This window comes from Vibrio mimicus CAIM 602, from assembly GCF_000338875.1.
Classification (GTDB): Bacteria; Pseudomonadota; Gammaproteobacteria; order Enterobacterales; family Vibrionaceae; genus Vibrio; species Vibrio mimicus.
On record NZ_AOMO01000029.1, the window covers coordinates 134,011 to 159,054 of the forward strand.

The following is a 25,044-nucleotide window of genomic DNA, read 5'->3' on the forward strand; positions in this document are numbered from 1 at the left end:
TTGTGGCGATGTCATTGAATTAACGTTGTAAATTACTGCTGAACATGGCTGAGAAACGCAATATTTTCCTTGTTGGCCCTATGGGCGCTGGCAAAAGCACAATTGGTAGACACCTAGCTCAACAACTGCACATGGAGTTTATCGACTCTGATACGGTTATCGAAGAACGTACCGGAGCGGATATCGCATGGGTTTTTGATGTTGAAGGTGAAGAAGGTTTCCGCAAACGCGAAGAAGCCGTCATTAACGATCTAACCGAGCAACAGGGTATCGTACTGGCGACGGGTGGTGGCTCAGTAATTAGTAAAGAGAACCGCAACCGACTGTCTGCTCGTGGCATCGTGGTATATCTTGAGACCACTATCGAAAAACAACTAGCACGTACCAATCGCGATAAAAAGCGTCCACTACTGCAGACTGATTGCCCACGAGATGTGTTAGAGCAATTGGCCGAAGATCGTAATCCTCTGTACGAAGAGATCGCTGATATCACTGTACGTACCGACGATCAAAGTGCAAAAGTGGTAGCCAACCAGATCGTAAAAATGCTAGAAGAACACATAATGTAATGTTTCTTCGAATTGGAGTGCAAAACCATGGAGCGGATTACGGTCAACTTAGGTGAACGTAGCTACCCAATCTCAATCGGTGCCGGATTGTTTGCCAATCCGGCGCTTCTTTCTCTTTCGGCAAAACAGAAGGTGGTGATTATCACCAATCAAACGGTTGCCCCTCTGTATGCTTCTTCCATTATCTCCCTGCTCGAACAGATCGGCTGTCAGCATGCTTTGCTTGAGTTGCCTGATGGAGAGCAATATAAAACCCTAGAAACCTTCAACACAGTGATGAGTTTTTTGCTTGAGCACAATTACAGCCGCGATGTGATGATCATTGCGCTTGGTGGTGGTGTGATTGGCGATTTAGTCGGTTTTGCTGCGGCTTGTTATCAGCGAGGGGTCGATTTCATTCAAATTCCCACCACCTTATTGTCGCAAGTTGATTCTTCGGTTGGGGGGAAAACGGCGGTTAATCACCCGCTCGGTAAGAACATGATTGGTGCCTTTTACCAACCGAAAGCGGTAGTGATTGATACTAATTGTTTAGCCACACTGCCAAAGCGTGAGTTCGCGGCGGGTATGGCCGAAGTCATCAAGTACGGCATCATCTACGATGAAGCGTTTTTCTACTGGTTAGAAGAGCAAATGGATGCCTTGTATGCTCTGGATGAACAAGCCTTAACCTATGCGATTGCTCGCTGTTGCCAAATTAAAGCAGATGTCGTGGCGCAAGATGAAAAAGAGTCGGGAATCCGAGCTTTACTCAATCTTGGTCACACCTTTGGCCATGCGATTGAAGCACACATGGGCTACGGCAACTGGCTCCACGGTGAAGCCGTTGCGGCTGGCACTGTGATGGCCGCAAAAACAGCGTTGCTACATGGTCTTATCGATCAAACCCAGTTTGAGCGCATCGTGGCTATACTGAAAAAAGCACAATTACCTATTCGCACACCCGATAGCATGACCTTTGCGGATTTTATGCAGCATATGATGCGTGATAAAAAGGTACTCTCAGGTGAGCTACGTTTAGTTTTACCGACCAGTATCGGTACTTCGGCAGTGGTTAAAGGTGTGCCTGAAGCGGTGATTGAACAAGCCATAGAATATTGCCGCACCGTATAACTAGGTATTTGCGAAACATTTTGATATCAGACAATTGTCATTAGGATGGCCCAATGAGTTTGGCACATGAACTGGATTTAGAATCTCAAACTGAACTATTGGAGCGGTTGCAACTGCTGACTCGCTTTGGTTCTAATTTGGTGAATGTTTGTGGTCGTCAAGGGGCGGGTAAATCTTGGCTTGCCCAACGCTTTTTAGAGAGTTGGGCACAAGATAAAAACCAGTCTTTGCTGATGTGTCATCCAAATCAAAATGATGAACAGCGTCGAGTAACGGTACTGTCACAGTTGGTTTCCGAACCGCTGTATAACCCGAAAGATTCTTTGGTGGAGAGTTTTACTCGCCTGTTTGCTGATCTTAGCTGCGATATAGTGATCGTGGTTGATGATGCGCATCTCCTTAATGAATCTTTAGTTTCCGAGTTATGGATGCTGGTGCTGGAAGCGCAAGGTAATCCGCGTTGGAACGTCAATGTCGTCTTATTTGCTCAAGATAATGGCCTTGATGCATTGCTCACTCGTCTTAGCTATGGCCAAGAGCATAAGCCCGTCGATTTAGAAATTGAGATGTTGTCCGAAGACGAAGCGGATCGCTTATTCGAAAATAGAGTCATGCGCTATGTTGATTCGCAACTTGAGCGTAAAGTGCGTAATGCTTATAAAAAAGTGAATCCGTTACCGGGGGAAATTATGGCGTTGGCGGAAACCAAAAGTGAAAAACGAGTCGTGATCCGCTCGATTGTCGGTTCACCGTTTAACATTGCTTTAGTTGTGTTGTTACTGCTGTTATTACTCGGCGGTGGCTATTGGTGGCTACTTTCTAAACCTGTACCTGAAGACGGGCTTGCCTCTGAAACGACAGGGAGCGAACAAACAGCCATTCCAACACTTAACACAACGACTGGGAATACAGGCCAAGGTGATGCTGCGTCTGGCTCAGAATCGACTTCAAATAATGGAGATGATTTTGGCGCAGTGGATGACTCTGCCGCTTTACCGCCTGATGTAGTCGATACTACCGCGAGCGTAGGCATCGAAGATGATGGTAAGCGCGTCGTGATTAACTCTGATGTGGTGGATGCACTACTGCAAGGTAAAGCAGAAACTGCCGATACTTCGGCTATCAATAATCTGGTTGAATCAACCCAAGCGGCAACAGAGCTGAAAACTCAAACCTTGGAGCAAACGCCCGCTCAAACCTCTCAGCCTAAATCCGTTCGATTTTCTTTTGCGCGTGATGAACTGAAAGCCATGTCGCCACGCAGCTACACCCTCCAGCTCGCTGCCATGAATTCAATGTCAGATGTTCAGGCATTTATTGATGAGCACAAGCTGGAAAACAAAGCCTACGTCTATCCAACACTGCGTAATGATGTGGAGTGGTTTATCGTCACAATGGGGAATTATCCGACCATTCAAATGGCGCGGGATGCTTCGGAAAAACTCTCTGCTCCGCTACAAGCTTTAGGCCCTTGGGCGAAATCGCTCAGCCAAGTACAGCGGGAAATTGAGCGTAAGAAATAAACCTGAGCTTCACTGAAAAATATGTTACATTCCGCAGCCTTATTTTGTGGCGAAAGATTAGAGCAGTAGATGAAAAAGCAGCGCGCCTTTCTGAAATGGGCTGGGGGTAAATATAGCCTAGTAGAGGACATTCAACGTCATCTACCAGAGGCTCGTGAGCTCGTGGAGCCTTTTGTTGGCGCTGGTTCGGTTTTTCTTAACACCGATTTCGAGCGTTATCTGCTGGCGGACATCAATCCTGATCTGATCAATTTCTACAACCTGCTGAAAACGCAGCCGCAGTCTTACATTTCGGAAGCCAAGCGTTGGTTCGTGCCGGAAAATAACCGCAAAGAAGCCTATCTCGATATTCGCAAGCAGTTTAACCAAAGCGATGATGTAATGTTTCGTTCGCTTGCCTTTCTGTACATGAACCGATTTGGTTTTAACGGCCTGTGCCGTTACAACAAGAAAGGGGGCTTCAATGTGCCGTTTGGTTCCTACAAAAAGCCCTATTTTCCAGAGCAAGAGCTGGAGTTTTTTGCCAACAAAGCACAGCGTGCAACGTTTATCTGCGCCTCTTATGGTGAGACATTTGCCCGCGCGCAAAGCGATAGCGTGATCTATTGTGATCCCCCTTACGCACCGTTATCGAATACGGCCAACTTTACCTCTTATGCAGGTAATGGTTTCACTATGCTTGATCAGAAAGCCTTGGCTGATATGGCCGATAACACGGCAAAAGAGCGTAGAATTCCTGTGCTGATTTCCAATCATGATACGGCTCAGACTCGAGAAATTTATCAAAATGCACGGCTTAGTGTGGTCAAAGTGAACCGTACCATCAGCCGTAATGGTGCTGGGCGCAATAAAGTTGATGAGCTATTGGCTTTATTCACTCCCGGCCTTCAACACAATCAGTGATCTTGTGGGCTAAGCGGCGGATTTCGCCGATTAGCTGCAAGCAGTGCGCTAGGATCTCGTAGCGAGCTTAGGTAGAATGGCGGCCACATTGTGTTCAGCTCGCATTCAATTCCTAATGAGGTCGGTATGAAAGATTTTCTAATTGCTCCATCCATTCTCTCCGCAGATTTTGCCCGTTTAGGCGAAGACGTTGAAAAGGTACTCGCCGCAGGCGCGGATGTGGTGCATTTCGATGTGATGGACAACCACTACGTACCGAACCTGACTTTTGGCGCGCCGATTTGTAAAGCATTACGTGATTACGGCATTACTGCGCCGATTGATGTGCATTTGATGGTAAAACCTGTCGATCGCATTATTCCGGATTTTGCTAAAGCGGGCGCATCGATGATCACTTTCCACGTGGAAGCATCAGAGCATGTTGATCGTACTTTGCAACTGATCAAAGAGTGTGGTTGTCAGGCCGGCGTGGTACTCAACCCAGCAACGCCTTTGCATCACCTCGACTACATCATGGATAAAGTCGATTTGATTCTGCTGATGTCGGTGAACCCTGGCTTTGGTGGTCAATCTTTCATTCCCCACACCTTAGATAAACTGCGTGCGGTGCGTGAGCGTATTAAGCAAAGCGGTCGCCAAATTCGTTTGGAAATTGATGGTGGTGTCAAAGTGGATAATATCCGTGAAATCGCAGAAGCGGGCGCGGATATGTTTGTTGCAGGTTCCGCCATTTTTGGTCAGCCAGATTACCACGCCGTAATTGAGCAGATGCGCGCAGAACTGGCGAAAGCCAAGATTTAATCTCTTCTAGGATGTTGTTTTGAAATCAATAAAATTAATTGCTTTTGATTTGGATGGTACGCTGCTCGATAGCGTGCCAGATTTGGCGGTTGCAGCAGATCAAGCCGTACAAGCTGTTGGCTACCCAGGGGTAAGCGAAGCGCAAGTGCGTGATTATGTGGGCAATGGTGCTGATGTGTTAGTTGCACGCGCATTAAGCCAGAGTCTCACTATTAATCCAGAACTCAGCACAGAGCTGCGTGAGCAAGCTCGCCACCTATTTGATGGTTTTTACGCGCAAACAGGTCATAAGTTGAGCCACTTGTATGCCAATGTAAAGTCAACATTAACTGAGCTGAAGAATGCGGGATTTACTTTAGCACTCGTGACCAATAAGCCTTCCAAGTTCGTTCCTGAAGTGCTTGAGCAGCATGGTATCGACCACTTTTTTAGTGATGTGATTGGTGGCGATACTTTCCCAAATAAGAAGCCGGATCCTATGGCACTGAACTGGTTGCTCGAAAAGCATCAACTCACTGCACAGCAAATGTTGATGGTTGGTGATTCGAAAAACGACATTCTGGCAGCTAAAAATGCAGGTTGCCCTTCTTTTGGTTTGACCTACGGTTACAACCATGGTGAACCTATTGCTGATGCGGGCCCAGACTTTGTGGCCGATGACATCGCGGCACTGCTTGAAGTGGTGCTCGTTTCGGCGTAAAAGTTGCCGTACGCACTAGTAAAATACTCGTTAATGAGTACACTGCTTGAACCGCGCAGACTCCGTGCGCGGTTTTTCTCACTTTGTTTTGTGTAATTTCAATTTCAGTCACAAGGAAATCAAACCCATGAGCAAACCCATTGTATTGAGTGGTGTTCAACCGTCAGGTGAACTAAGTATCGGTAACTACTTGGGTGCTCTACGTCAATGGCAACAGATGCAAGATGACTATGACTGCCAGTACTGTGTTGTTGATTTGCATGCGATTACGGTTCGCCAAGATCCGAAAGCACTGCATGAAGCGACATTAGATGCTTTGGCTATCTGTCTAGCTGTTGGTGTTGATCCGAAAAAGAGCACGCTATTTGTTCAGTCACATGTACCTGAGCATGCTCAATTGGGTTGGGTTTTGAACTGTTATACACAGATGGGTGAACTCAGCCGTATGACTCAGTTTAAAGACAAATCCGCTCGTTACGCCAACGATGTCAACGCGGGTCTGTTTGGTTATCCAGTGCTGATGGCGGCGGATATTCTGTTGTATGGTGCACACCAAGTACCGGTGGGCAGCGACCAGAAACAACATCTTGAATTGGCGCGTGATATTGCTACCCGTTTCAATAATATCTACAGCCCAGAACAGCCAATTTTTACGATTCCTGAGCCTTATATTCCAACAGTGAATGCACGTGTAATGAGTCTGCAAGATGCGACAAAGAAAATGTCGAAATCAGACGATAACCGCAAGAACGTGATCACCTTGCTGGAAGACCCTAAATCGATCATCAAGAAGATCAATAAAGCGCAGACTGATGCCGAAACACCACCTCGCATCGCTTACGATGTCGAAAACAAAGCGGGCATCGCGAACTTGATGGGACTCTATTCTGCTGCAACAGGGAAAACCTTCGCAGAGATTGAAGCTCAGTATGCTGGCGTAGAAATGTACGGCCCATTTAAGAAAGATGTGGGTGAGGCGATTGTCGCTATGCTTGAGCCTGTTCAGGCGGAATACCACCGTATTCGTAATGATCGTGAATACCTCAACAGCGTAATGCGTGATGGTGCAGAAAAAGCCTCTGCTAAAGCACTGCAAACTCTGAAAAAAGTGTACGCAGCCGTCGGTTTTGTTGCTCGTCCATAAGTTGTATTGGCAAATGTGACAATAAGATCAAGAATAAAGCTAGGTTATCTAGCTTTATTCTTTTCTGTCGCAGGCGTTTTCTCTTATGCATTCCTTTCATAGGTAGAAGGCTACACTTTAAGTCATAGTCACCACGATGAGTTTTGCATATGAGACATCTTTTGTTGCTGGGGTTAGCTTTGATCGCAAATGGCGCTTTTGCTAATCCGCTGCGTATTTGTGTGGGGGATGTGAATGTTTGGCCACCTTTTACCTATTGGCAGGGAACCTCAGAGCAAGAGAAAACGGCATCATTGACAGGTTCAGCAACCACATTGGTGTTTGAAGCGTTAAAAGCTCAGCATATTGATTATCAGCTTAAGTTTATGCCTTGGGCGCGGATTCAGCATGAACTGGCTCATGATAGCGGCCGTTGCGATCTGACGTGGGATGCCAGCCACCAAATGGAACGAGAAGTGTACAGCTATTTCTCTGTGCCGCTCTACACCATTCAATTAGGGTATTTCACTCTCGCAGATCAAAAGAAGGATTTACTCTCCGCCTCTACAACAGAGGGGGTATTGTGTGGAGTGAATGGTTTTAACTATGAAAACTTCACGTTACCCCGAAAGCCATCGCTCTATTTAAATTCGGTACAACACGCACTCAACATGCTGCAAAAAGAGCGTTGTGACTGGTTTGTGAGTGAAGTGGAGCCTATCTACGGTGGGATTCAGCTAGGAATCTACGAATTAGAGCGTTCTATTGTTCACCAATCTCTTGGTCAATATAAACAGTACCATATTCAGGTTCGCCGCAGCTTGCCTAATGCGTTACTACTTGTTGAAGGCTTGAATCAATACATTCTGGAAGCTCAAAAAACAGGTCATGCCCAAATGGTGTTTGATCGCTACCTCGTTTTGAAATCTCCTCAATAGCCCTTTGAGCTATAGGAAAACGTGCCCATTCTTCAGCTCTTTTGATGCATTCAAATCTTAATCCTACTGACATCTGCTGGTTGTAAAACCCACTTACCTTGCTTGTTGAAACTTTGCTCCCGATTCAAGTATTTGCTCAGGTGATGAGATGGATATCTCAATACTAATGATGAATGTTTCCGTGTTGCATGAAAAATGGCAACACTCATCGCGCAAAGTGGTTTTTGCTTCAACCAAACAGTGACTAAAAACACCCTGTTTACGATTGGTAAAGAACAGGGAGAAAAAGGTGCATCATGGAAATGAGATCAACCCCTAATTTAACGCGTTCTACATTGGCATTGGCCATCACATTCGGCTTGGCTGCGCCAACGTATGCCGATGTATTGATTTCCCAGTACGTTGAAGGCAGTAGTTTCAATAAGGCGATTGAAATTGCTAATACTTCCGATCAAGTCGTCAGCCTCAATGGCTACCAACTGGCAATGTCAACCAATGGCAGTGGTAACTGGGATAAAACCCTGCCGCTCGATGGACAGGTAATTGCAGCACACGATGTTCTGGTGATTGCACACGGCAGTGCCAGCGGTGCGATTCTTGCGACCGCTGATATCACCAATAATACGGTGGTTAATTTCAACGGTAATGATCCGGTTGCGTTGCTCAATAGCGATGGCAGCGTGCATGATGTTGTCGGCAACATGGGCGGGACAGATTTTGCTAAAGACAACACGTTAGCAAGAACTAAGCTAACACCAAGTGCCACTTACCAGGCTGGGGATTGGGCATCGCAAGGCAAAGACAATATTGATGGCCTTGGCGCGCTTGATACCAGCACACCACCTACCGCATTCAATTGTACGGTTGATGGTGCAGAACCAAGCTTTACAACTATCCAGCAAATTCAAGGTGAAGGTAGCACATCTCCGTATATTCAAGGTTACCCTTACATCACCAATGAAGAGTTCTTCGTGAAAGGCGTTGTTAGTGCAGTAACAACAGGTCTCACCAAAGGCTTCTATCTTCAAGCTCTGGAAGATGATTACAACCCGAATACATCTGAGGGTCTGTTTGTCTTCACTAACCAAAGTAGTTCCGATCTCGTGCCGGGCGATGTGGTGTGCGTAAAAGGCAAGGTGCAAGAGTATTACAACCTGACTCAGCTGAAGGCGGAAAACAATCAGTGGGTGAAGCAAGGCCAGCAAGCCGCACCAGAAGCGCAAGCGATAGACATCCTTTCATCGGACGAGCATTTTGCGCAAACGTTAGAGCGCTACGAAGGCATGTTGGTGAAAACCACGCCTGAGCTGGATATGCGTGTGACTCGTACTTTTGGTTATGACTATGATGCTCGCCGTAACAATATGGTGTTGGCGCAAGGTCGCATTAATATGCAGCCAAACCAACAACATCCTGCGGGTTCAGAGCAAGCTCAGCAGCAGAAGCAGGATAACGCACAGCGACGCTTGTTTGTGGAATCGGATGTCAAAGCACCTGATGGTCAAATTCCGTATTACCCAACGTTTGGTCGCACCGATGTGGATCAAGATGGCTCAACCGAAGATTACCTGCGTATTGATGACACGGTTTCAGGTCTCGAAGGGGTACTGAGCTACAGCTATAACGAATATCGCCTAATTGCGACGAACACCATCACTCAGGAAAATTTGGTGCATAACGCGCCACGTGAAGCAAAGCCAGATATGGATGAAGGTGATCTGCGCATCGCAACCTTCAACGTTCTTAACTACTTCAACTCGCCATTTGGTGGTGATGCTAATCAGCATGGTGGCAGCCGTGGTGCAAGCAACCTTGCCGAGTTTGAAGTACAGCAAGCTAAGATTGTGAATGCGATTGTCCGTTTGGATGCCGATATCGTCGGCTTAATGGAAATTGAAAATAACGGCTTTGGTGAAGGTTCTGCAATTGCACAGTTGGTTAACCAGCTCAACAGCCAAATAGCGGATAAGAAAAAACATTACCGCTTTGTAGCGATTGATTCTAATGGCGATGGCAAAACCGATGCAGCGGATTCACTGGGCACAGATGTGATCACAACAGGTGTCATCTACCGCGATAAAGTGGTGAAGTTGGCGAAAAATCGTGTCATTCCAATGCCAAGTCAGCAAGCACCAGAAGTGGTGGATGCGAACGGTAAAGTGATTGAAGATGGCAAGAACTACCAGCGTGATACCTTAGCTCCTACTTTTAAAGTGAAAGGTGGCAACGAGAAAATCACAGTAGCGGTGAATCACCTCAAATCTAAAGGTTCAGCCTGTTGGGAGGATGCCGCACCAGTTGAGCAAGGCGGACAAGGTGGTCAAGATTTGGATTACCAAGGCGCTTGTGAGAACTTCCGTGTGGCTGCGGCAGTCGCGTTGGGTGATGCGCTCAGCAAAATTGATGGGCACAAAGTCATTCTAGGCGATATGAATTCATACGGCATGGAAGATCCAATGCTGATATTGACTGACTACACGCCAGAAAAATACGGTAAAACCATTCGCGCAGCACGCAATACTTACATTGCGGGTGTTGAGCAGTTTGGTGATGCGGGCGCAGAGATCAAACACAGTTACGGCTATCTCAACGCAGTTGCGATGAAGCACCCAGACAGCTGGAGCTACTCGTTTAATGATGAAGTCGGCGCGCTGGATCATCTGTTGGTCAGCCCAAGCCTCAAAAACAATGTGGTGGATGCGACCGATTGGCACATCAATGGTGCGGAATCGACGCTGTTTGACTACAACAATGAGTTCAAAGGCAACTTGCCGAAATACAGCGATCAGTTCCGCGCCTCGGATCATGATCCAGCAGTACTGGAGCTTAACATCTACGGTGGCTCACTAGGTTTAGGCGCATTGCTTGGCCTATTCGGTCTTGGAATGTGGCGTCGCCGTCGCTAGAAATAGAAAGCGATATTATTGATAAACAAAAGGCTAGCTTGCGCTAGCCTTTTTGCTTTATGAGTTTATGGCATCAACTTACTGCGCTTCGTGCAGTACGCTGCCCCACAGGTCATATTCATCGGCGTGTTCAATCACAACGTTGACCAATTCACCCGGTTTCAGATTGGTTTCACTGTTGAGGTAAACTAAACCATCGATCTCCGGTGCATCGGCATAAGTACGGCCGATCGCGCCTTCTTCATCGACTTCATCAATCAGCACTTGCATGGTGCTGCCGATGCGTTTTTGCAGTTTGGCGGCACTGATCTCTTGCTGCACCAGCATAAAGCGTTCGAAACGATCTTGTTTCACTTCTTCTGGGATCTGGTCTTCAATCTCATTCGCCATAGCGCCTTCAACTGGTGAATACTTAAAGCAGCCAACGCGATCGAGTTGTGCTTCTTTCAGCCAATCAAGCAGGATTTGGAAATCTTCTTCAGTTTCGCCCGGGAAGCCCACGATAAAGGTTGAGCGGATCACGAGCTCTGGGCAGATCTCACGCCATTTTTTGATGCGTTCTAAAGTGCGCTCAGCTTGGCCCGGACGCTTCATCATTTTCAGAACACGTGGGCTGGCGTGTTGGAATGGAATATCCAAGTAAGGCAACACTTTTCCTTCAGCCATCAATGGGATGATTTCATCCACATGTGGGTAAGGGTAAACGTAGTGCAGACGAACCCAAATGCCCATTTTGCCCAGTTCTTCGCTCAGTGCCTTGATGTTATGGCGTACAGGAGAACCGTTGGCGAAACCTAAGCTGTGTTTGGTATCCACACCGTAAGCACTGGTGTCTTGGCTGATCACGAGCAGCTCTTTCACACCCGCGTTTTTCAGGCGTTCTGCTTCACCAATAATTTCACCCACTGGGCGGCTGACTAAGTCACCACGCATCGATGGAATGATGCAGAAAGTACAACGATGGTTGCAGCCTTCAGAAATTTTCAGGTAGGCGTAATGCTTTGGTGTCAGTTTTACACCGTGATCCGGCACTAGGCTGGTAAACGGGTTATGTACTGGTTTTGGCGCGTATTGGTGTACATGCTCCAACACGTTTTGATAAGCGTGTGGGCCTGTGATGCCGAGTACGTTCGGGTGTACTTGGCGAATTTCATCTTCGCGTGCACCTAGGCAGCCAGTCACAATCACTTTGCCGTTCTCTTTCAACGCTTCGCCAATGGTATCCAGAGACTCTTGTACCGCACTGTCGATAAAACCACAGGTGTTGACGATCACCACATCAGAATCGTGGTAGCTGTTGACGATCTCATAACCTTCGGTACGCAGTTGGGTCAGAATGCGTTCTGAATCCACTAAGTTTTTCGGGCAACCTAACGAAACAAAACCAATCTTGTTGCCAGTGGTTTGGCTGTTTTGGCTTTGCTCTGCGATGGTTTTTTTCGCCGTCTCTAGAGTTGTGGTTTGATTTGGCGTAAAAGTCTGAACTGTCATTGCTCTGTGTGCTACCTAATTATGGTTTATTCGCCTGCTGATTCGATGTTGCAAACGCAGGCAACAGAGAACGTGAGCGGGGTCTAAAAAGTCGGCGAATTATAACTGACAAGAAAAAATTGAATAGAGGTGAAGCAGAAAAAATGAACAAAAAGTGGACAAAGAGGACGAGCTAGCAAAGGGTTAGTTATCGGCAGGGTGAGCTGCTATGGCATCATGAAGAGGTTTCCATTGAAAGTGTGGGTGAGATTCGTAGAATGCCACTGATTTCCCGCCGCGAAGAAGGATGCTTATGCTACTCATGATCGATAACTACGATTCATTCACCTACAACCTGTACCAATACTTTTGTGAGTTAGGGGCTCAGGTGAAAGTAGTGCGCAATGATGAAATCGATCTTGATGGGATCCGCGCTCTAGCACCGACACATTTGGTGATTTCTCCTGGGCCATGTACTCCCAATGAAGCGGGGATCTCGCTCGCGGCGATTGACGCGTTTGCTGGGCAGCTACCGATTTTAGGGGTCTGCTTAGGGCATCAAGCGATCGCACAAGTTTTTGGTGGGCAAGTAGTGCGTGCTCGTCAGGTCATGCATGGTAAAACGTCACCTATTCGCCATACTGGGCAAGGCCTATTCTCTGGGCTGAACAATCCACTCACGGTGACTCGCTACCATTCACTGGTCGTAAAAAATGATACTTTACCAGAGTGCTTTGAATTGACTGCATGGACAGAACTCAGTGATGGCAGTATCGACGAAATCATGGGCTTTCAACACAAAACCTTACCGCTTGAGGCAGTGCAGTTTCATCCTGAGTCGATCAAAACTGAGCAAGGGCATCAGTTATTGGCCAATTTCTTACGCCGTTAACACTCTCTGCCTTAATATCGATAGATGTATACGCAGCATTTTACTTTAACGATGTTCAGGGTGTTGGATTTGATTTTTTCGCCTATCTAGAAGGCTTATGTGTAGGGCATAAGCTCTGACGCCGATCACTTTTTTCGCTTTTTATCAAACATTTAAAATGATTTGATGGCTTTTTGTGCTTATTCATAGTGGATTCTGCTATCTCTTCCAGTGATTGATTTTCCTGCATCGCTTATTCATTTTCCTTCTTTTTATAAAAATAGCTTCATAATTAATCTTTTTTATTGCATAAATAGTCATTCGTGGTGTGTTGTTGATGGCGTCTTGTATCGGATACAGGATATTTCACCATTGAAATGGTTAAATAATTGTAAATACAATGCTGCAAATGCTTTAAGTAAATACATAATCTAACACAGGGGCATTTTGTGGAAGATTTGCTTATCTCTAGGCATGCGGTATCAAGAAGGAATGGGTAATGACGGTGGAAATGAGTGTGAATCGGAGTTCGTTTGATGAGGTGATGGTACCTTGCTACAACCCGATGGAGTTTATTCCGGTAAAAGGTTTTGGTTCACGGATTTGGGATCAGCAAGGTCATGAGTACATTGACTTCGCTGGCGGGATTGCGGTGAGTTGTTTGGGACATTGTCACCCAGTGATGGTGCAAGCTCTGACCACGCAAGCCAATAAGCTGTGGCATTTAAGCAACGTAATGACCAATGAGCCAGCGCTGCGTCTGGCGAAAAAGCTCATCCAAGTGAGCTTTGCTGAGAAAGTCTTTTTTGCTAACTCAGGTGCCGAAGCAAACGAAGCGGCGCTGAAACTGGCACGCCGCTATGCGGCCGATGTGTATGGCCCTGAGAAGTCTGAAATTATTGCCTTTAACCAAGGTTTCCACGGACGTACTTTCTTTACTGTCTCTGTTGGTGGCCAAGCGACTTACTCGGATGGCTTTGGTCCTAAACCGGGCGACATTGTTCACCTGCCTTATAACGATCTTGCTGCGCTGCAAGCACAGATTTCGGATCGTACCTGCGCGGTAATGATGGAACCACTGCAAGGAGAAGGTGGCATTATTTCGCCTAGTGCTGAATTTGTGCAAGCCGTACGTGAGCTGTGTGACAAACACAATGCGCTACTGGTGTTCGATGAAGTGCAGACGGGTAATGGCCGCACCGGTGATTTCTATGCTTATCAAGGCATTGGCGTTACGCCAGATATTCTGGCAACCGCCAAATCACTCGGTGGTGGCTTCCCGATTGGTGCCATGCTAACCACAACCAAAATTGCTGAACACATGAAAGTTGGCGTACACGGTTCGACATACGGTGGTAACCCGTTGGCGTGTGCCGTGGCAGAAGCTGTGGTGGATTTCGTTGCCCAGCCTGAAATTCTAGCGGGTGTGAAGCAGCGTGAGCAGTGGATGCGCGCTGAACTCACCAAACTCAATGAGAAATACCATATTTTCAAAGAGATCCGTGGTAAAGGTTTGTTGCTCGGTGTAGCACTGAACGATGAGTGGCAAGGCCGTGCACGTGACATTCTGGTTGCCGCAGGCAAGCAAGGCTTGATGGTGTTGGTGGCAGGGGCGAGCGTCGTTCGTTTCACGCCATCACTAATCATCAGCCAACAAGAAATAGAAGAAGGTATGGCTCGCTTAGACAAAGCGATCGCCACACTGGTGTGATAGCGATGGGCTTGTACTGCAAGCCCTGACCGCGAACCTCGGAGGTTTGCGCTATCACTCACTGCATCAAGGATCTGGGGCGAACGGAGAGCTAAAATCGTTCGCCCTCTTTCGAAAATGCAGAGAATACGCATCGGGAGGGAGTAAAGATGTTGGTTGTTCGTCCTATTAGCATGGCGGACTATGAGGCGCTGCATACGTGCGCCGTCGAGTCTGGACATGGCTTCACCTCATTACCGGTTGATCAAGAACTGTTGACCAATCGCATTACCCATTCAGAATACAGCTTCAGTAAACCGAACGTAACCACGCCGGGGGATGAAGGCTACTTGATGGTGGGGGTGGATAGTGAAACTGGGCAAGTGGCCGGAACCACGGGCATTGAAGCCTCCATTGGTTGGGATGTCCCTTTTTATTCCTATCACATCAGCACCATAGTGCACTCTTCCCCCAAACTGGGTGTCAACAATGTGGTTAAGCTGCTGACCTTCGGTAACAACTACACTGGATGCAGCGAAATCTGCACTCTGTTTTTGCGTCCGCAATTTCGCCAAGGCTTGAATGGACGTTTGATGTCCAAGTGCCGTTTTCTGATGATGGCTGAACATCCGCACCGCTTTTCAAAAACCATTTTTGCGGAGATGCGCGGCGTATCAGATGAAGAAGGTAACTCGCCATTCTGGAAATGGTTGCAAGAGCACTTTTTCTCGATTGATTTCACTTTGGCCGATTATCTCACTGGCATTGGCAAGAAAGGCTTTATCGCAGACTTAATGCCAAAATTACCGATTTACGTCAACTTGTTGAGTAAAGAAGCGCAAGCGGTGATTGGTCAAGTGCATGAAAACACGCGACCTGCCTTGGTATTGCTTGAGAAAGAGGGTTTTACCTGCCGAAATTACGTCGACATTTTTGATGCAGGTCCAACCGTGGAGTGTGAGCTGAGCAATATCGAATCGGTGCGCCACTCAGTGCGCGCGATGGTAGAAGTCGCGGAACACTCGAGCTCACAGAACTTTTTGATGTGTAATACCTCGTTTGAGAACTTCCGCGCTACGGCTGCCAAAGCGGCTTATAGCCAAGAAGATAACGCGGTGATCATTTCGCCCAAAGTTGCCGCGGCATTAGAAGTGAGCACTGGGGATTATTTACGGATTTTGGCGCAGTAGGGGATAGCAATGACACATTGGATAGCAGGCGAATGGGTTACGGGAACGGGTGACAAGCTGGAATCACATACGCCTTATAGCCATGAGCTTTTATGGCAAGGCTACAGCGCCAGTGATAAGCAGGTAGAAGAGGCAGTGAGTGCGGCTCGTTTGGCTTTTCTCGATTGGAAAAAACGCTCGTTTGCAGAGCGTGAACAGATCGTGCTGGCGTTTGCGGAGTTAGTAAAAGCCAACAGTGAGCGTATTGCGAAAGTGATTGCCCAAGAAACGGGAAAACCGCTTTGGGAAACGCGCACTGAGGCAACTTCGATTGCCGGAAAAATCGCGATCTCGATTCGTGCTTATCATGAGCGTACCGGAGAAAACGTGCGTGAAGCGGCGGGTAATCAGTTGGTATTGCGCCATCGCCCTTTAGGGGTAATGGCGGTTTTTGGACCCTATAACTTCCCCGGCCACTTGCCCAATGGGCATATAGTGCCAGCTCTGCTCGCGGGCAATACCGTGGTTTTCAAACCTTCCGAACAAACGCCGTGGACTGGTGAAGTCTTAATGTCTCTGTGGCAAGAAGCGGGCATTCCGGCTGGTGTGATCAATCTGGTACAAGGCTCGAAAGAGACAGGGATCGCGCTGGCGCAATCGCGGGGCATTGATGGCTTATTGTTTACGGGCAGCGCCAATACCGGGCATCTGTTGCACCGCCAATTTGCTGGTCAGCCGGACAAAATGCTGGCTCTGGAAATGGGCGGCAATAACCCCATGGTGATTTCGGAGCACTATGGCGATTTGGACGCGACCGTCTACACCATTATTCAATCCGCGTTTATCAGCAGTGGTCAACGCTGTACCTGTGCGCGCCGTTTGTATGTTCCACTTGGGGTGAAAGGGGATGCGCTGCTTGAGAAACTGGTTGCCGTAACTGCTAAGCTCCGTATCGATCAGCCATTTGCTGAGCCCGCACCGTTTATGGGGCCGTTAGTTTCTGAAGCTGCGGCACAAGCGATCCTCAATGCGCAATCCCATCTACAAGCATTAGGCGGTAAAAGTCTGCTTGAAGCTCGCGCTTTGCATGCTGCGTTTATCACACCTGCGATCATTGATGTCACAGCGATTGAGTTTTTACCGGATGATGAATATTTCGGGCCTTTGCTACAAGTGGTGCGTTATCAAACCTTGGTGCAAGCGGTGGAACTAGCCAATGATACCCGCTTTGGCTTATCCGCCGGACTTGTCTCAACACAAGATGAAGAGTGGGAGTACTTTGTTGATCATATTCGCGCTGGCATAGTCAATCGTAACCGCCAGCTCACCGGAGCAAGTGGTGATGCACCGTTTGGTGGCCCTGGCGCGTCAGGCAATTTACGCCCGAGTGCTTTTTATGCCGCCGATTATTGCGCTTATCCGATGGCATCTATGGAAGGTGATGCAACTCAGTTGCCTGCTACTTTGAGCCCGGGAATCGAACTCTAAGCATAATTTACGTTGTGCCTGCGCAGCCAAGCGGGCACTTTTTTCGTCACAGGTTGATATTTTTTACTCTTGCCACTGGATTAACAAGGAGGCGTTATGACGCCAACAGCTTTATTTCAATCGCTCTGGAATGATTATATTGAGCGCCTTTGCCCGTCGGCAGAGAAAGTGCATCAACTACTACAAGAAGATGAGCCACTGATTAATGATCACATCGCGCTGCGGACTTTTAATGTTGCACCGCTGGGTTTAGAAACTTTGGCGAAGCCGTTTTTAGCGCTCGGCTATCAGCCGTGTGGTGAGTATGAATTCAAAAGCAAAAAGCTGGCAGCCAAGCATTTTGAACATCCGGACCCTTTGCAACCGAAAGTCTTCATCAGTGAACTGAAAGTCGAAGAGTGTTCACCAGCGCTGCAAGCCATTGTGACGAAGTTGGTTGCTCAGGTAGATGACGAAGCGTTAGCAGGAGAGGACTTTCTGTATGGTGGTCGTTTATGGAGCTTAAGCCATGCCGATTATCTCACCTTAGCTAAAGAGAGTGAGTACGCGGCTTGGCTCGCCGCACACGGCTATGGTGCAAACCACTTTACGGTGAGTGTCAATCAGCTCAACGCTTTGCATGAAGTCAAACAGGTCAATGACCATCTGCGTCAGCATGGATTTAGCATTAATGAATCGGGTGGGGAAGTGAAAGGCACGCCGGAAGTGCTGCTAGAGCAATCTTCAACTATGGCGGATAAAGTCTTAGTGCGTTTTAACGAAGGCGCGGAGATGATCCCCGGTGGTTTTTATGAGTTCGCCAAACGCTACCCAATGGCAAATGGGTTGCTCTACCCCGGATTTGTCGAAGCATCGGCGGATAAGATTTTTGAAAGCACGAACCGCTAAGGTTGTCGTGTGATACAAGCAAAAAAATAGCCACCGCTGGGTGGCTATTTTTTATAACGGAATGCTTAGCGAGTACCGTAAACCACGATGGTTTTACCGTGGGCAGAGATCAGGTTCTGCTCTTCCAGCATCTTCAGGATGCGGCCAACGGTTTCACGAGAACAGCCAACGATTTGACCGATCTCTTGACGAGTGATCTTGATTTGCATGCCATCTGGGTGAGTCATCGCGTCTGGCTGACGCGCAAGGTTCAGCAGAGTTTGAGCGATACGGCCAGTTACGTCTAGGAACGCAAGGTCGCCAACTTTCTGGCTGGTCACTTGCAGACGACGAGCCATTTGACCTGAAAGGCGCATCAAGATGTCAGGGTTTACTTGGATCAACTGACGGAATTTCTTAAATGAGATCTCAGCCACTTCACACGGTGTTTTAGCACGAACCCAAGCGGTACGCTCTTGGCCTTCTTCAAACAAGCCAAGCTCACCGATGAAGTCACCTTGGTTCAGGTAAGAGAGGATCATCTCTTTACCTTCTTCATCTTTAATCAGTACCGCAACTGAACCTTTAACGATGTAGTACAGCGTTTCCGCTTTCTCACCCGCATGGATCAGCGTGCTTTTTGATGGGTACTTATGAATGTGACAATGTGAAAGAAACCACTCTAGTGTTGGATCGGTTTGAGGTTTACCTAGAACCATAATAATCTCACTTCCTCTGCAGGGTACGCTTGCCGCTATCCATATTTTAGCGAAGCCTCAATTGGGCTTACTAGAATAAGAGGTGTTACCCAAGGCTGCAAGCTATCTTATGTTTCGGTTAAGAATAGTATCCTTTTTCGAAATCGATTTCTTGATTTTAATCGTGTCACTAGTCCGATTTGCTACGCAAAATTGTGCACATGATCACGGTATGAAAAGTAAGCATCCATCACTGGTCGGATCTAGCCGATTTTTCCGGTTTCGATCAGTTGTTGCAGTAGCGGCCGCACAATCAAATCCATTGCAAAACTCATCTTGCCGCCCGGAACCACAATGGTGTTGTGGCGCGACATGAATGAACCATCAATCATCGCAAGCAAGTACGGGAAATCGACGTTTTTGATCCCACGAAAGCGAATGACCACAAAACTTTCATCCAATGTCGGAATGCCTTTGGCATTGAGCGGGTTAGAGGTATCGACCGTTGGTACGCGCTGAAAGTTAATGTGGGTGCGTGAAAACTGCGGGGTGATGAATTTGAGGTAGTCGTCCATTGAACGTACGATGGAATCCATCACCGCTTCACGTGAATGGCCGCGATCGCGCGTATCGCGTACGTATTTCTGAATCCACTCAAGGTTAACGATCGGCACCATGCCAATCAAAAAGTCGACGTGTTGTGCGACATTGACATCACCATCGACCACACCGCCGTGTAAGCCTTCATAAAACAGCACATCTGAGTTTTCGGGCAGTGATTGCCAAGGCGTAAACGTGCCGGGCATCTGGTTATACGGCACCGCTTCATCAAAGGTGTGCAAGTAGCGGCGCACTTGGCCGGTGCCTACTTTTCCGTATTGGCGGAAGAATTCTTCAAGGGTTGGGAAATCGTTGGCTTGGGGACCAAAGTAACTGATATGGCGACCTTGCTCGCGCGCTTTGCGGATTTCCACATCCATTTCTGGACGGGTGAAGCGATGAAAACTGTCCCCTTCAACCCAAGCAGGCTTGATGCTCATCATATTGAACATCTTGCGAAAGGCTTCAGAGGTGGTTGTGGTACCGGCGCCGGAAGACCCCGTTACCGCAATAATCGGATGTTTGGCTGACATGACAAACCTTGTCCTTAAGTCCTTGATTTTGGTGCTAACTCAGGCACCACCCGGAAAATCACTATAGCACGGAAAATGGAGCCGTCACTGCTTGGCTAAAACGGATGGCATTTAATATCGACGGTTTCATGCAATTCTGAATAGACGATCACAGCTTGCCCTGATTGTAACTGCGTGCGTACTTGAGCAATTTTTTCCTCCAGCGACACTTCTACATCACCATAATCTGTGCCTTCACGCAGCACAAATTCACGGATCAAATTGTCGAGTGTTTCCGGCGCAATTTGTTGCCATGGAATGATCATAAATACCTCTTTATTTTATGACGGTTCCCAACTCGACTTGGAGCGTTAACTCCAAGTCGTTTGAGTCTTTCCCCTTACAATGATACTGCATTAAAAGAGGAGGGGCGCGTTAGGATTGATGCAGAAAGTCATCACGCAGATGTGAATAATACTCGGGCAGGGTTTGCTCTAGCCAAAAGCGGGGCTTTAGCCATGATCCACTCAGAAAACCCACATGGCCGCCATGCTCAAACAAACGGTAATCGATGTTCGCTGGCAGTGGGAAATTTGGGATCACGGCTTCGGTCATAAATGGGTCGTCTTTGGCATGAATGATCTGTGTTGGGACGCGGATCTGGGTGAGTTGCTTGAGTCCCGAACATTGCTGATAGTAATCTGCCGCATCATTAAAGCCGTGTAGTGGCGCGGTGATCACATCATCAAACTCAGCGAGTTTAGCGATGGCGTTGATCCGCTCTGAGCTCAGTGGCAAAGCATTTTCCAATAGTGCGTATTTAGCCATGGCATTTTTCTTCAAAGAAGAGAGCAGATACGCGCGATACACTTTAGAGAAACCTTGCTCGATACGTTGTGAGCAGGCGGCTAAATCGAGTGGAGCGGAAATCAAGGTGGCGGCGCTGACGATAGGATCATCACGATACTGCGCAAGATAGTTCGCGAGCATGTTGCCGCCGAGAGAAACACCGACTGCAACGATAGGGCGACCCGGTAATTGTTTACGTAGGTACTCAAGCACAAAACGCGCATCACCCGTTTCACCAGAATGGTAAGCCCGTGCTAAGTGGTTGGGTTTACCACTGCAACCGCGGAAATGCATCATGACCGAGAGCCAGCCTTGCCTCGCAAACGCGTGCATCAATCCGTTGGCATAGGGGCTATTAAAGCTGCCTTCTAAGCCGTGAAACAGAACAAACAGTGGCTTGTGCTGCGCGTTTGGCGTACGCCAGTCTTCACTCCATGCTAAATCGAGGAAGTCACCATCTGGAGTGAATAGGGTTTGCCATTCGGCAGCAAACAGCGGCTGTTTACGCAGTAAGCGTGGCAGCAGAGTTTGTAAATGGGGATTAGCAAGCCCCTTGGCAGCAATAAAATGAGTCATGATTTTGAATTATTGTGTTCACAGTGCGGAGCAGAAAATTGCTCGGCTAAGTATTCAGCGCCGAGCATTTTACAGTATTGCTGAGTGAGCGGTATAGCGTGCGTGGGATAGAGTGTTAACCGATTGAGACATTCTACCAAATCTGCTTGCTGCTGCTTTTCCAGTTGTAGTTCAAACTGCAGCGCTTCGCGATAGAGGGTGTCCGGAAGATGGGTTTTGAGCCGACGTCGCAAATCGCGAAAACCGTGCAACAGATTTTCTGAATGATTGAGACATTCGAGCACGGTCGGCCAGTCGGCTTCGGTTAATGTAAGCTGCTGTTCATCCAGCCATTTGAGCAACAGCAGCAGATTGACATTGCCGTTATGGCTATTTTGCAATCGTAAGCACGCCTCTTTCACCTCGCGTACACTGTAATACTGCAAACTGAATTGCCAGAGTCTTTCCAGTGTTAATCTTGGTTTGGCGTGCTCATCATTCATTTAACCGTTGAACTCCCGTTCCATCTCTTCCAAGGTTTCCTGCTCGGCCATCCATTCTAGCTCGACTTGCTCTAGCTCGGATTTGGCGGCGGCTTGCTTAGCCAACACCTCAGTCAGTGTCGCTTTATTCTGTGCTTCGTACAGTGAGGTGTCCGACAATTGTGCTTCCATCTCACCGACAACGTGGTTCAACTTATCGAGTTTCTCTTCTAACTGTGTCAGCTTTTTGCGAATTGGCGCAGTGAGCTTGCGAAAATCTGCTTCACGACGCTTTTGTTCTTTTTTCGCAGCAGCACTGTTAGCGCTATTCGCGGTATTGGTCGGTTGGGCTTCTTTGCGTTCTGCTTTTTGCTGATCGGTTAGCCATTTGTAGTAGTCATTCAAGTCACCATCAAACGGGCCGACTTGGTGATCATGTACTAAATAGAGATCATCGGTGGTGGCACGCAGCAAGTAGCGATCATGGCTGACGATCACCATTGCGCCTTCATAGCTTTGCAGCGCAAGCGTCAGTGCTTGACGCATATCCAAATCCAGATGGTTGGTGGGTTCGTCGAGCAGCAGTAAGTTGGGCTTTTGCCACACAATCAGCGCCAGCACTAAACGGGCTTTTTCACCGCCAGAGAAGGGCGCGACTTTTTCGAGCGCTTTATCGCCATGGAAACCAAAGCTGCCTAAGTAGTTACGCAGTTCCAGCTCATTTTTGTCTGGCGCGATTTGCATCATGTGTTGTAGAGGTGTTTCTTCCGGATGCAGCGTTTCCAACTGATGCTGCGCAAAGTAGCCAATTTTCACCCCTTGCGAGTAAGTGCAGTCACCCGATTGAGGCTTGAGCTCACCCGAGAGCAGTTTAATCAAGGTTGATTTACCTGCACCGTTGCGACCAAGCAAACCGATACGACTGCCCGGCACCAGGTTGAGGCGGATTTTCTCAAGGATTAAGTTATCGCCGTAGCCAGCCGAGACTTGATCCATCATCAGGATCGGGTTAGGTAGTGCAGCGGGTTCACGAAATTCAAAACTGAATGGGTTATCAAACTGGGCGGGCAGCACTTTTTCCATCCGTTCCAGCGCTTTGATCCGGCTTTGTGCTTGGCGAGCTTTAGAAGCTTTATAGCGGAAGCGATCAATGTAGCTTTGCATGTGCGCCATCTGCTTTTGTTGCTTTTGATAGATGGCTTGTTGCTGAAGCATTTTTTGCGCGCGCTGAGTTTCAAACGACGAGTAGTTCCCCGTGTATTCATTCAGCGTCTGATTTTCAATATGCACAATGCGATTGACGATCGGGTCGAGGAAATCGCGGTCATGCGAAATCAGGATCAGCGTTCCGGGGTAGCTTTGCAGCCAACGCTCCAGCCACATGACGGCATCCAAATCCAAGTGGTTGGTCGGTTCGTCGAGCAGCAGTAAGTCAGAGCGACAAATCAGTGCTTGCGCCAAGTTCAAACGCATTCGCCAACCACCAGAAAATTGGGTCAGACTCCAGCTCATCTGTTCTTGTGTAAAGCCTAAGCCGTCAAGTAACTCAGAGGCTCGGGCGCGAATGCTATAACCACCTACCATCTCGATTTTGCCATGCAGATCGGCCACTTTGGTGCCGTTGTCTGCCGCTTCGGCTTCTATCAATTGGCGTTCTAGTTCGCGATATTCGCGATCGCCATCGATCACGTATTCCAGCGCACTGCGATCCAGAGCGGGGGTTTCCTGCGCTACCCAAGCAAGTTCCCAGTAGGCGGGTTTGCTGAAGGAGCCTGCATCAATAGTCAGTTCATCTTTCAGTAATGCAAACAGGGTGGATTTACCACAACCGTTTTTACCCACTAAACCCACTTTGTCGCCGGGATGAATGGTTGCCGAAGCTTGCTCAAGGAGCGGTTTTCCGCCGCGCAGTAGCTGAATCTCAGAGAAGGTAATCATAAAAATCGTTTTATCGCCCGTTGAATTTTCGCCCGGAATAGTAGGAGGAATAAGGATAAATGTCGATCATTATACAAATTGGGTTATGATGCTTAGTAACGGATTAGTAACAAATAAGCGGAGTGCGCAACTTGGTCAACCGAGAGCAAACGAAAGCCAAAGTGTTGGTGGTGTATGCGCACCCCGATCCACAAAACTCCGTTGCCAATAAGGTGATGATTGAACACATTGCGGATTTAGAGCATGTATCGATTGTCGACCTCTACGCCACTTACCCCAATTTCTTTATTGATGTGCATGTCGAACAGCAACGCCTGCGTGAGCATGATGTGCTGGTATTGCAGCATCCACTGTACATGTATTCCTGCCCTGCGCTCTTGAAAGAGTGGATCGATCGCGTTCTGAGTAAAGGCTTTGCTTTCGGTAAAAATAGCGCGCTGAAAGGTAAATTGTGGCGTAGCGTGATCACCACTGGTGGCAACCATACCGCTTATGATCAACGCGGTTATAACCGTTATCCGCTCAATGAAATCCTGCAGCCGTTTGAACTCAGTGCCGCTTTGTGTCAGATGGATTGGGTAGAGCCTTTGGTGCTCTACTGGTCACGCAACATCAGTGATGAAGAGCGTGAGCAGCATGCGCGGCGCTATCGGCAATGGTTACAAGAGATCGCCCACTGGCAAGGAGAGCCCTATGACGCCACTGACCAGTGATTTTCTCAGTAGCAGCGTGGTGTTTCTGGCCGCCGCAGTGATTGCAGTACCCATAGCGCAACGAGCTGGATTAGGTTCCGTGCTTGGCTATTTGTTGGCGGGGGTGGCGATTGGTCCATGGGGATTGGGCTTAATCCGCGATGTGGAAGCCATCATGCACTTTGCCGAGTTTGGTGTGGTGCTCCTACTTTTTCTGATTGGTTTAGAACTGAACCCGAAAAAACTGTGGAATTTGCGTGGGCCAATTTTAGGTCTGGGCGGTGCGCAGGTTGTGGTGACGACCGCAGTGCTCGCCAGTGTGGCTCATTTACTTGGGCTGAGTTGGCAAGGTGCTTTAGTGATTGGTATGGGGCTGGCACTCTCTTCAACCGCGATTGCGCTACGCGTGATAGAAGAACATGAGCTTACCCACACCGAAGCTGGACATTCAGGGTTCGCTGTACTGCTTTTTCAAGATATTGCCGTTATTCCCATGTTGGCTCTGCTGCCGATTCTTGCGGGTAACAGCAGTGGTGATTGGCTGAGTGCACTCTGGATGATGGGCGGGATCGCTGCTTTACTGCTGG

22 protein-coding genes and 1 pseudogene are annotated in these 25,044 nt (G+C 48.0%); 16 read left to right on the forward strand and 7 right to left on the reverse strand.

What is annotated here, in order from left to right; all coding sequences use genetic code 11:
• Nucleotides 1–44: 44 nt before the first annotated feature.
• The 9 genes and pseudogenes from aroK (at nt 45) to D908_RS10115 (ending at nt 10,576) form a co-directional block, all read left to right on the forward strand.
• Nucleotides 45–569 carry a shikimate kinase AroK gene (aroK, locus tag D908_RS10155; protein WP_000818614.1) on the forward strand — a complete coding sequence of 175 codons (525 nt, stop codon included), beginning with the start codon at nt 45–47 and terminating at the stop codon, nt 567–569.
• A gap of 27 nt (nt 570–596) precedes the next feature.
• Nucleotides 597–1,682 (forward strand): 3-dehydroquinate synthase, encoded by a 1,086-nt coding sequence (gene aroB, locus D908_RS10150; protein WP_005524364.1) that lies wholly within the window; start codon nt 597–599, stop codon nt 1,680–1,682.
• Between the two features lie 53 nt (nt 1,683–1,735).
• A pseudogene (locus tag D908_RS10145) lies at nt 1,736–3,148 on the forward strand (AAA family ATPase); the annotation flags it as partial.
• A gap of 126 nt (nt 3,149–3,274) precedes the next feature.
• Nucleotides 3,275–4,108 (forward strand): Dam family site-specific DNA-(adenine-N6)-methyltransferase, encoded by an 834-nt coding sequence (locus tag D908_RS10140; RefSeq protein WP_005524367.1) that lies wholly within the window; start codon nt 3,275–3,277, stop codon nt 4,106–4,108.
• Between the two features lie 126 nt (nt 4,109–4,234).
• Nucleotides 4,235–4,909 (forward strand): ribulose-phosphate 3-epimerase, encoded by a 675-nt coding sequence (gene rpe / locus D908_RS10135; RefSeq protein ID WP_000651343.1) that lies wholly within the window; start codon nt 4,235–4,237, stop codon nt 4,907–4,909.
• A 19-nt stretch (nt 4,910–4,928) separates the two neighbouring features.
• Nucleotides 4,929–5,609, forward strand: coding sequence for a phosphoglycolate phosphatase (locus tag D908_RS10130; RefSeq protein WP_005524369.1), 681 nt, complete (start codon nt 4,929–4,931; stop codon nt 5,607–5,609).
• Nucleotides 5,610–5,736: 127 nt separating this feature from the next.
• Entirely contained in the window at nt 5,737–6,753 is a 1,017-nt protein-coding gene (gene trpS, locus D908_RS10125) for a tryptophan--tRNA ligase (protein ID WP_000042606.1), read from the forward strand.
• Between the two features lie 149 nt (nt 6,754–6,902).
• A complete protein-coding gene (locus D908_RS10120; protein WP_005524371.1) occupies nt 6,903–7,670 on the forward strand; it encodes a substrate-binding periplasmic protein in 768 nt (255 codons plus the stop codon).
• Between the two features lie 296 nt (nt 7,671–7,966).
• Entirely contained in the window at nt 7,967–10,576 is a 2,610-nt protein-coding gene (locus tag D908_RS10115; RefSeq protein WP_005524373.1) for an endonuclease/exonuclease/phosphatase family protein, read from the forward strand.
• A gap of 78 nt (nt 10,577–10,654) precedes the next feature.
• Here the strand turns inward: D908_RS10115 and rimO are convergent, their stop codons facing one another.
• Nucleotides 10,655–12,067, reverse strand: a complete 1,413-nt coding sequence (gene rimO, locus D908_RS10110; protein ID WP_005524375.1) for a 30S ribosomal protein S12 methylthiotransferase RimO — start codon at nt 12,065–12,067, stop codon at nt 10,655–10,657.
• A gap of 292 nt (nt 12,068–12,359) precedes the next feature.
• Here rimO and D908_RS10105 point away from each other — a divergent pair, with 292 nt between their 5' ends.
• The 5 genes from D908_RS10105 (at nt 12,360) to D908_RS10085 (ending at nt 18,152) form a co-directional block, all read left to right on the forward strand.
• Nucleotides 12,360–12,938, forward strand: coding sequence for an aminodeoxychorismate/anthranilate synthase component II (locus D908_RS10105; RefSeq protein ID WP_005524377.1), 579 nt, complete (start codon nt 12,360–12,362; stop codon nt 12,936–12,938).
• A gap of 478 nt (nt 12,939–13,416) precedes the next feature.
• On the forward strand, nt 13,417–14,628 hold the full coding sequence (locus D908_RS10100; RefSeq protein ID WP_005524379.1) for an aspartate aminotransferase family protein: 1,212 nt from the start codon (nt 13,417–13,419) through the stop codon (nt 14,626–14,628).
• A gap of 149 nt (nt 14,629–14,777) precedes the next feature.
• Nucleotides 14,778–15,797: an arginine N-succinyltransferase gene (gene astA / locus D908_RS10095; RefSeq protein ID WP_005524381.1), complete on the forward strand. Its 1,020-nt coding sequence runs from the start codon at nt 14,778–14,780 to the stop codon at nt 15,795–15,797.
• Nucleotides 15,798–15,806: 9 nt separating this feature from the next.
• The gene (astD, locus tag D908_RS10090; RefSeq protein ID WP_005524382.1) at nt 15,807–17,264 is read left to right on the forward strand and encodes a succinylglutamate-semialdehyde dehydrogenase; all 1,458 of its coding nucleotides are present in this window, start codon (nt 15,807–15,809) and stop codon (nt 17,262–17,264) included.
• A gap of 96 nt (nt 17,265–17,360) precedes the next feature.
• Nucleotides 17,361–18,152, forward strand: a complete 792-nt coding sequence (locus tag D908_RS10085) for a DUF1338 domain-containing protein (protein ID WP_005524384.1) — start codon at nt 17,361–17,363, stop codon at nt 18,150–18,152.
• Nucleotides 18,153–18,217: 65 nt separating this feature from the next.
• Here the strand turns inward: D908_RS10085 and crp are convergent, their stop codons facing one another.
• From crp to D908_RS10055, 6 genes are all read right to left on the reverse strand, one after another.
• On the reverse strand, nt 18,218–18,850 hold the full coding sequence (gene crp / locus D908_RS10080) for a cAMP-activated global transcriptional regulator CRP (protein ID WP_000242749.1): 633 nt from the start codon (nt 18,848–18,850) through the stop codon (nt 18,218–18,220).
• A 242-nt stretch (nt 18,851–19,092) separates the two neighbouring features.
• Nucleotides 19,093–19,962 carry a phosphoribulokinase gene (locus tag D908_RS10075; protein ID WP_001274669.1) on the reverse strand — a complete coding sequence of 290 codons (870 nt, stop codon included), beginning with the start codon at nt 19,960–19,962 and terminating at the stop codon, nt 19,093–19,095.
• 95 nt (nt 19,963–20,057) lie between these two features.
• Nucleotides 20,058–20,267, reverse strand: coding sequence for a YheU family protein (locus D908_RS10070; RefSeq protein WP_000586576.1), 210 nt, complete (start codon nt 20,265–20,267; stop codon nt 20,058–20,060).
• Between the two features lie 109 nt (nt 20,268–20,376).
• Nucleotides 20,377–21,366, reverse strand: coding sequence for a hydrolase (locus D908_RS10065; protein WP_005524386.1), 990 nt, complete (start codon nt 21,364–21,366; stop codon nt 20,377–20,379).
• Nucleotides 21,363–21,848, reverse strand: coding sequence for a TIGR02444 family protein (locus D908_RS10060; protein ID WP_005524388.1), 486 nt, complete (start codon nt 21,846–21,848; stop codon nt 21,363–21,365). Before D908_RS10060 ends, D908_RS10065 begins: the two co-directional genes overlap by 4 nt.
• Entirely contained in the window at nt 21,849–23,765 is a 1,917-nt protein-coding gene (locus D908_RS10055) for an ABC transporter ATP-binding protein (RefSeq protein WP_000627686.1), read from the reverse strand.
• Between the two features lie 122 nt (nt 23,766–23,887).
• On the opposite strand from D908_RS10055, the gene kefG reads away from it, so the two are divergent.
• Both kefG and D908_RS10045 read left to right on the forward strand, forming a co-directional pair.
• Nucleotides 23,888–24,478, forward strand: coding sequence for a glutathione-regulated potassium-efflux system ancillary protein KefG (gene kefG / locus D908_RS10050; RefSeq protein WP_001245319.1), 591 nt, complete (start codon nt 23,888–23,890; stop codon nt 24,476–24,478).
• Nucleotides 24,459–25,044: cation:proton antiporter domain-containing protein (locus D908_RS10045; protein WP_005524392.1), on the forward strand; the 586-nt coding region annotated here is incomplete at its 3' end. The genes kefG and D908_RS10045, both read left to right, overlap by 20 nt.

What these genes read in the sequence shown, in the direction of transcription:
- aroK (WP_000818614.1), top strand. Translation starts at nt 45, where the DNA reads ATGGCTGAGAAACGCAATATTTTCCTTGTTGGCCCTATGGGCGCTGGC.
- aroB (WP_005524364.1), top strand. Translation starts at nt 597, where the DNA reads ATGGAGCGGATTACGGTCAACTTAGGTGAACGTAGCTACCCAATCTCA.
- D908_RS10140 (WP_005524367.1), top strand. Translation starts at nt 3,275, where the DNA reads ATGAAAAAGCAGCGCGCCTTTCTGAAATGGGCTGGGGGTAAATATAGC.
- rpe (WP_000651343.1), top strand. Translation starts at nt 4,235, where the DNA reads ATGAAAGATTTTCTAATTGCTCCATCCATTCTCTCCGCAGATTTTGCC.
- trpS (WP_000042606.1), top strand. Translation starts at nt 5,737, where the DNA reads ATGAGCAAACCCATTGTATTGAGTGGTGTTCAACCGTCAGGTGAACTA.
- D908_RS10120 (WP_005524371.1), top strand. Translation starts at nt 6,903, where the DNA reads ATGAGACATCTTTTGTTGCTGGGGTTAGCTTTGATCGCAAATGGCGCT.
- D908_RS10115 (WP_005524373.1), top strand. Translation starts at nt 7,967, where the DNA reads ATGGAAATGAGATCAACCCCTAATTTAACGCGTTCTACATTGGCATTG.
- rimO (WP_005524375.1), bottom strand. Translation starts at nt 12,067, where the DNA reads ATGACAGTTCAGACTTTTACGCCAAATCAAACCACAACTCTAGAGACG.
- D908_RS10105 (WP_005524377.1), top strand. Translation starts at nt 12,360, where the DNA reads ATGCTACTCATGATCGATAACTACGATTCATTCACCTACAACCTGTAC.
- D908_RS10100 (WP_005524379.1), top strand. Translation starts at nt 13,417, where the DNA reads ATGACGGTGGAAATGAGTGTGAATCGGAGTTCGTTTGATGAGGTGATG.
- astA (WP_005524381.1), top strand. Translation starts at nt 14,778, where the DNA reads ATGTTGGTTGTTCGTCCTATTAGCATGGCGGACTATGAGGCGCTGCAT.
- astD (WP_005524382.1), top strand. Translation starts at nt 15,807, where the DNA reads ATGACACATTGGATAGCAGGCGAATGGGTTACGGGAACGGGTGACAAG.
- D908_RS10085 (WP_005524384.1), top strand. Translation starts at nt 17,361, where the DNA reads ATGACGCCAACAGCTTTATTTCAATCGCTCTGGAATGATTATATTGAG.
- crp (WP_000242749.1), bottom strand. Translation starts at nt 18,850, where the DNA reads ATGGTTCTAGGTAAACCTCAAACCGATCCAACACTAGAGTGGTTTCTT.
- D908_RS10075 (WP_001274669.1), bottom strand. Translation starts at nt 19,962, where the DNA reads ATGTCAGCCAAACATCCGATTATTGCGGTAACGGGGTCTTCCGGCGCC.
- D908_RS10070 (WP_000586576.1), bottom strand. Translation starts at nt 20,267, where the DNA reads ATGATCATTCCATGGCAACAAATTGCGCCGGAAACACTCGACAATTTG.
- D908_RS10065 (WP_005524386.1), bottom strand. Translation starts at nt 21,366, where the DNA reads ATGACTCATTTTATTGCTGCCAAGGGGCTTGCTAATCCCCATTTACAA.
- D908_RS10060 (WP_005524388.1), bottom strand. Translation starts at nt 21,848, where the DNA reads ATGAATGATGAGCACGCCAAACCAAGATTAACACTGGAAAGACTCTGG.
- D908_RS10055 (WP_000627686.1), bottom strand. Translation starts at nt 23,765, where the DNA reads ATGATTACCTTCTCTGAGATTCAGCTACTGCGCGGCGGAAAACCGCTC.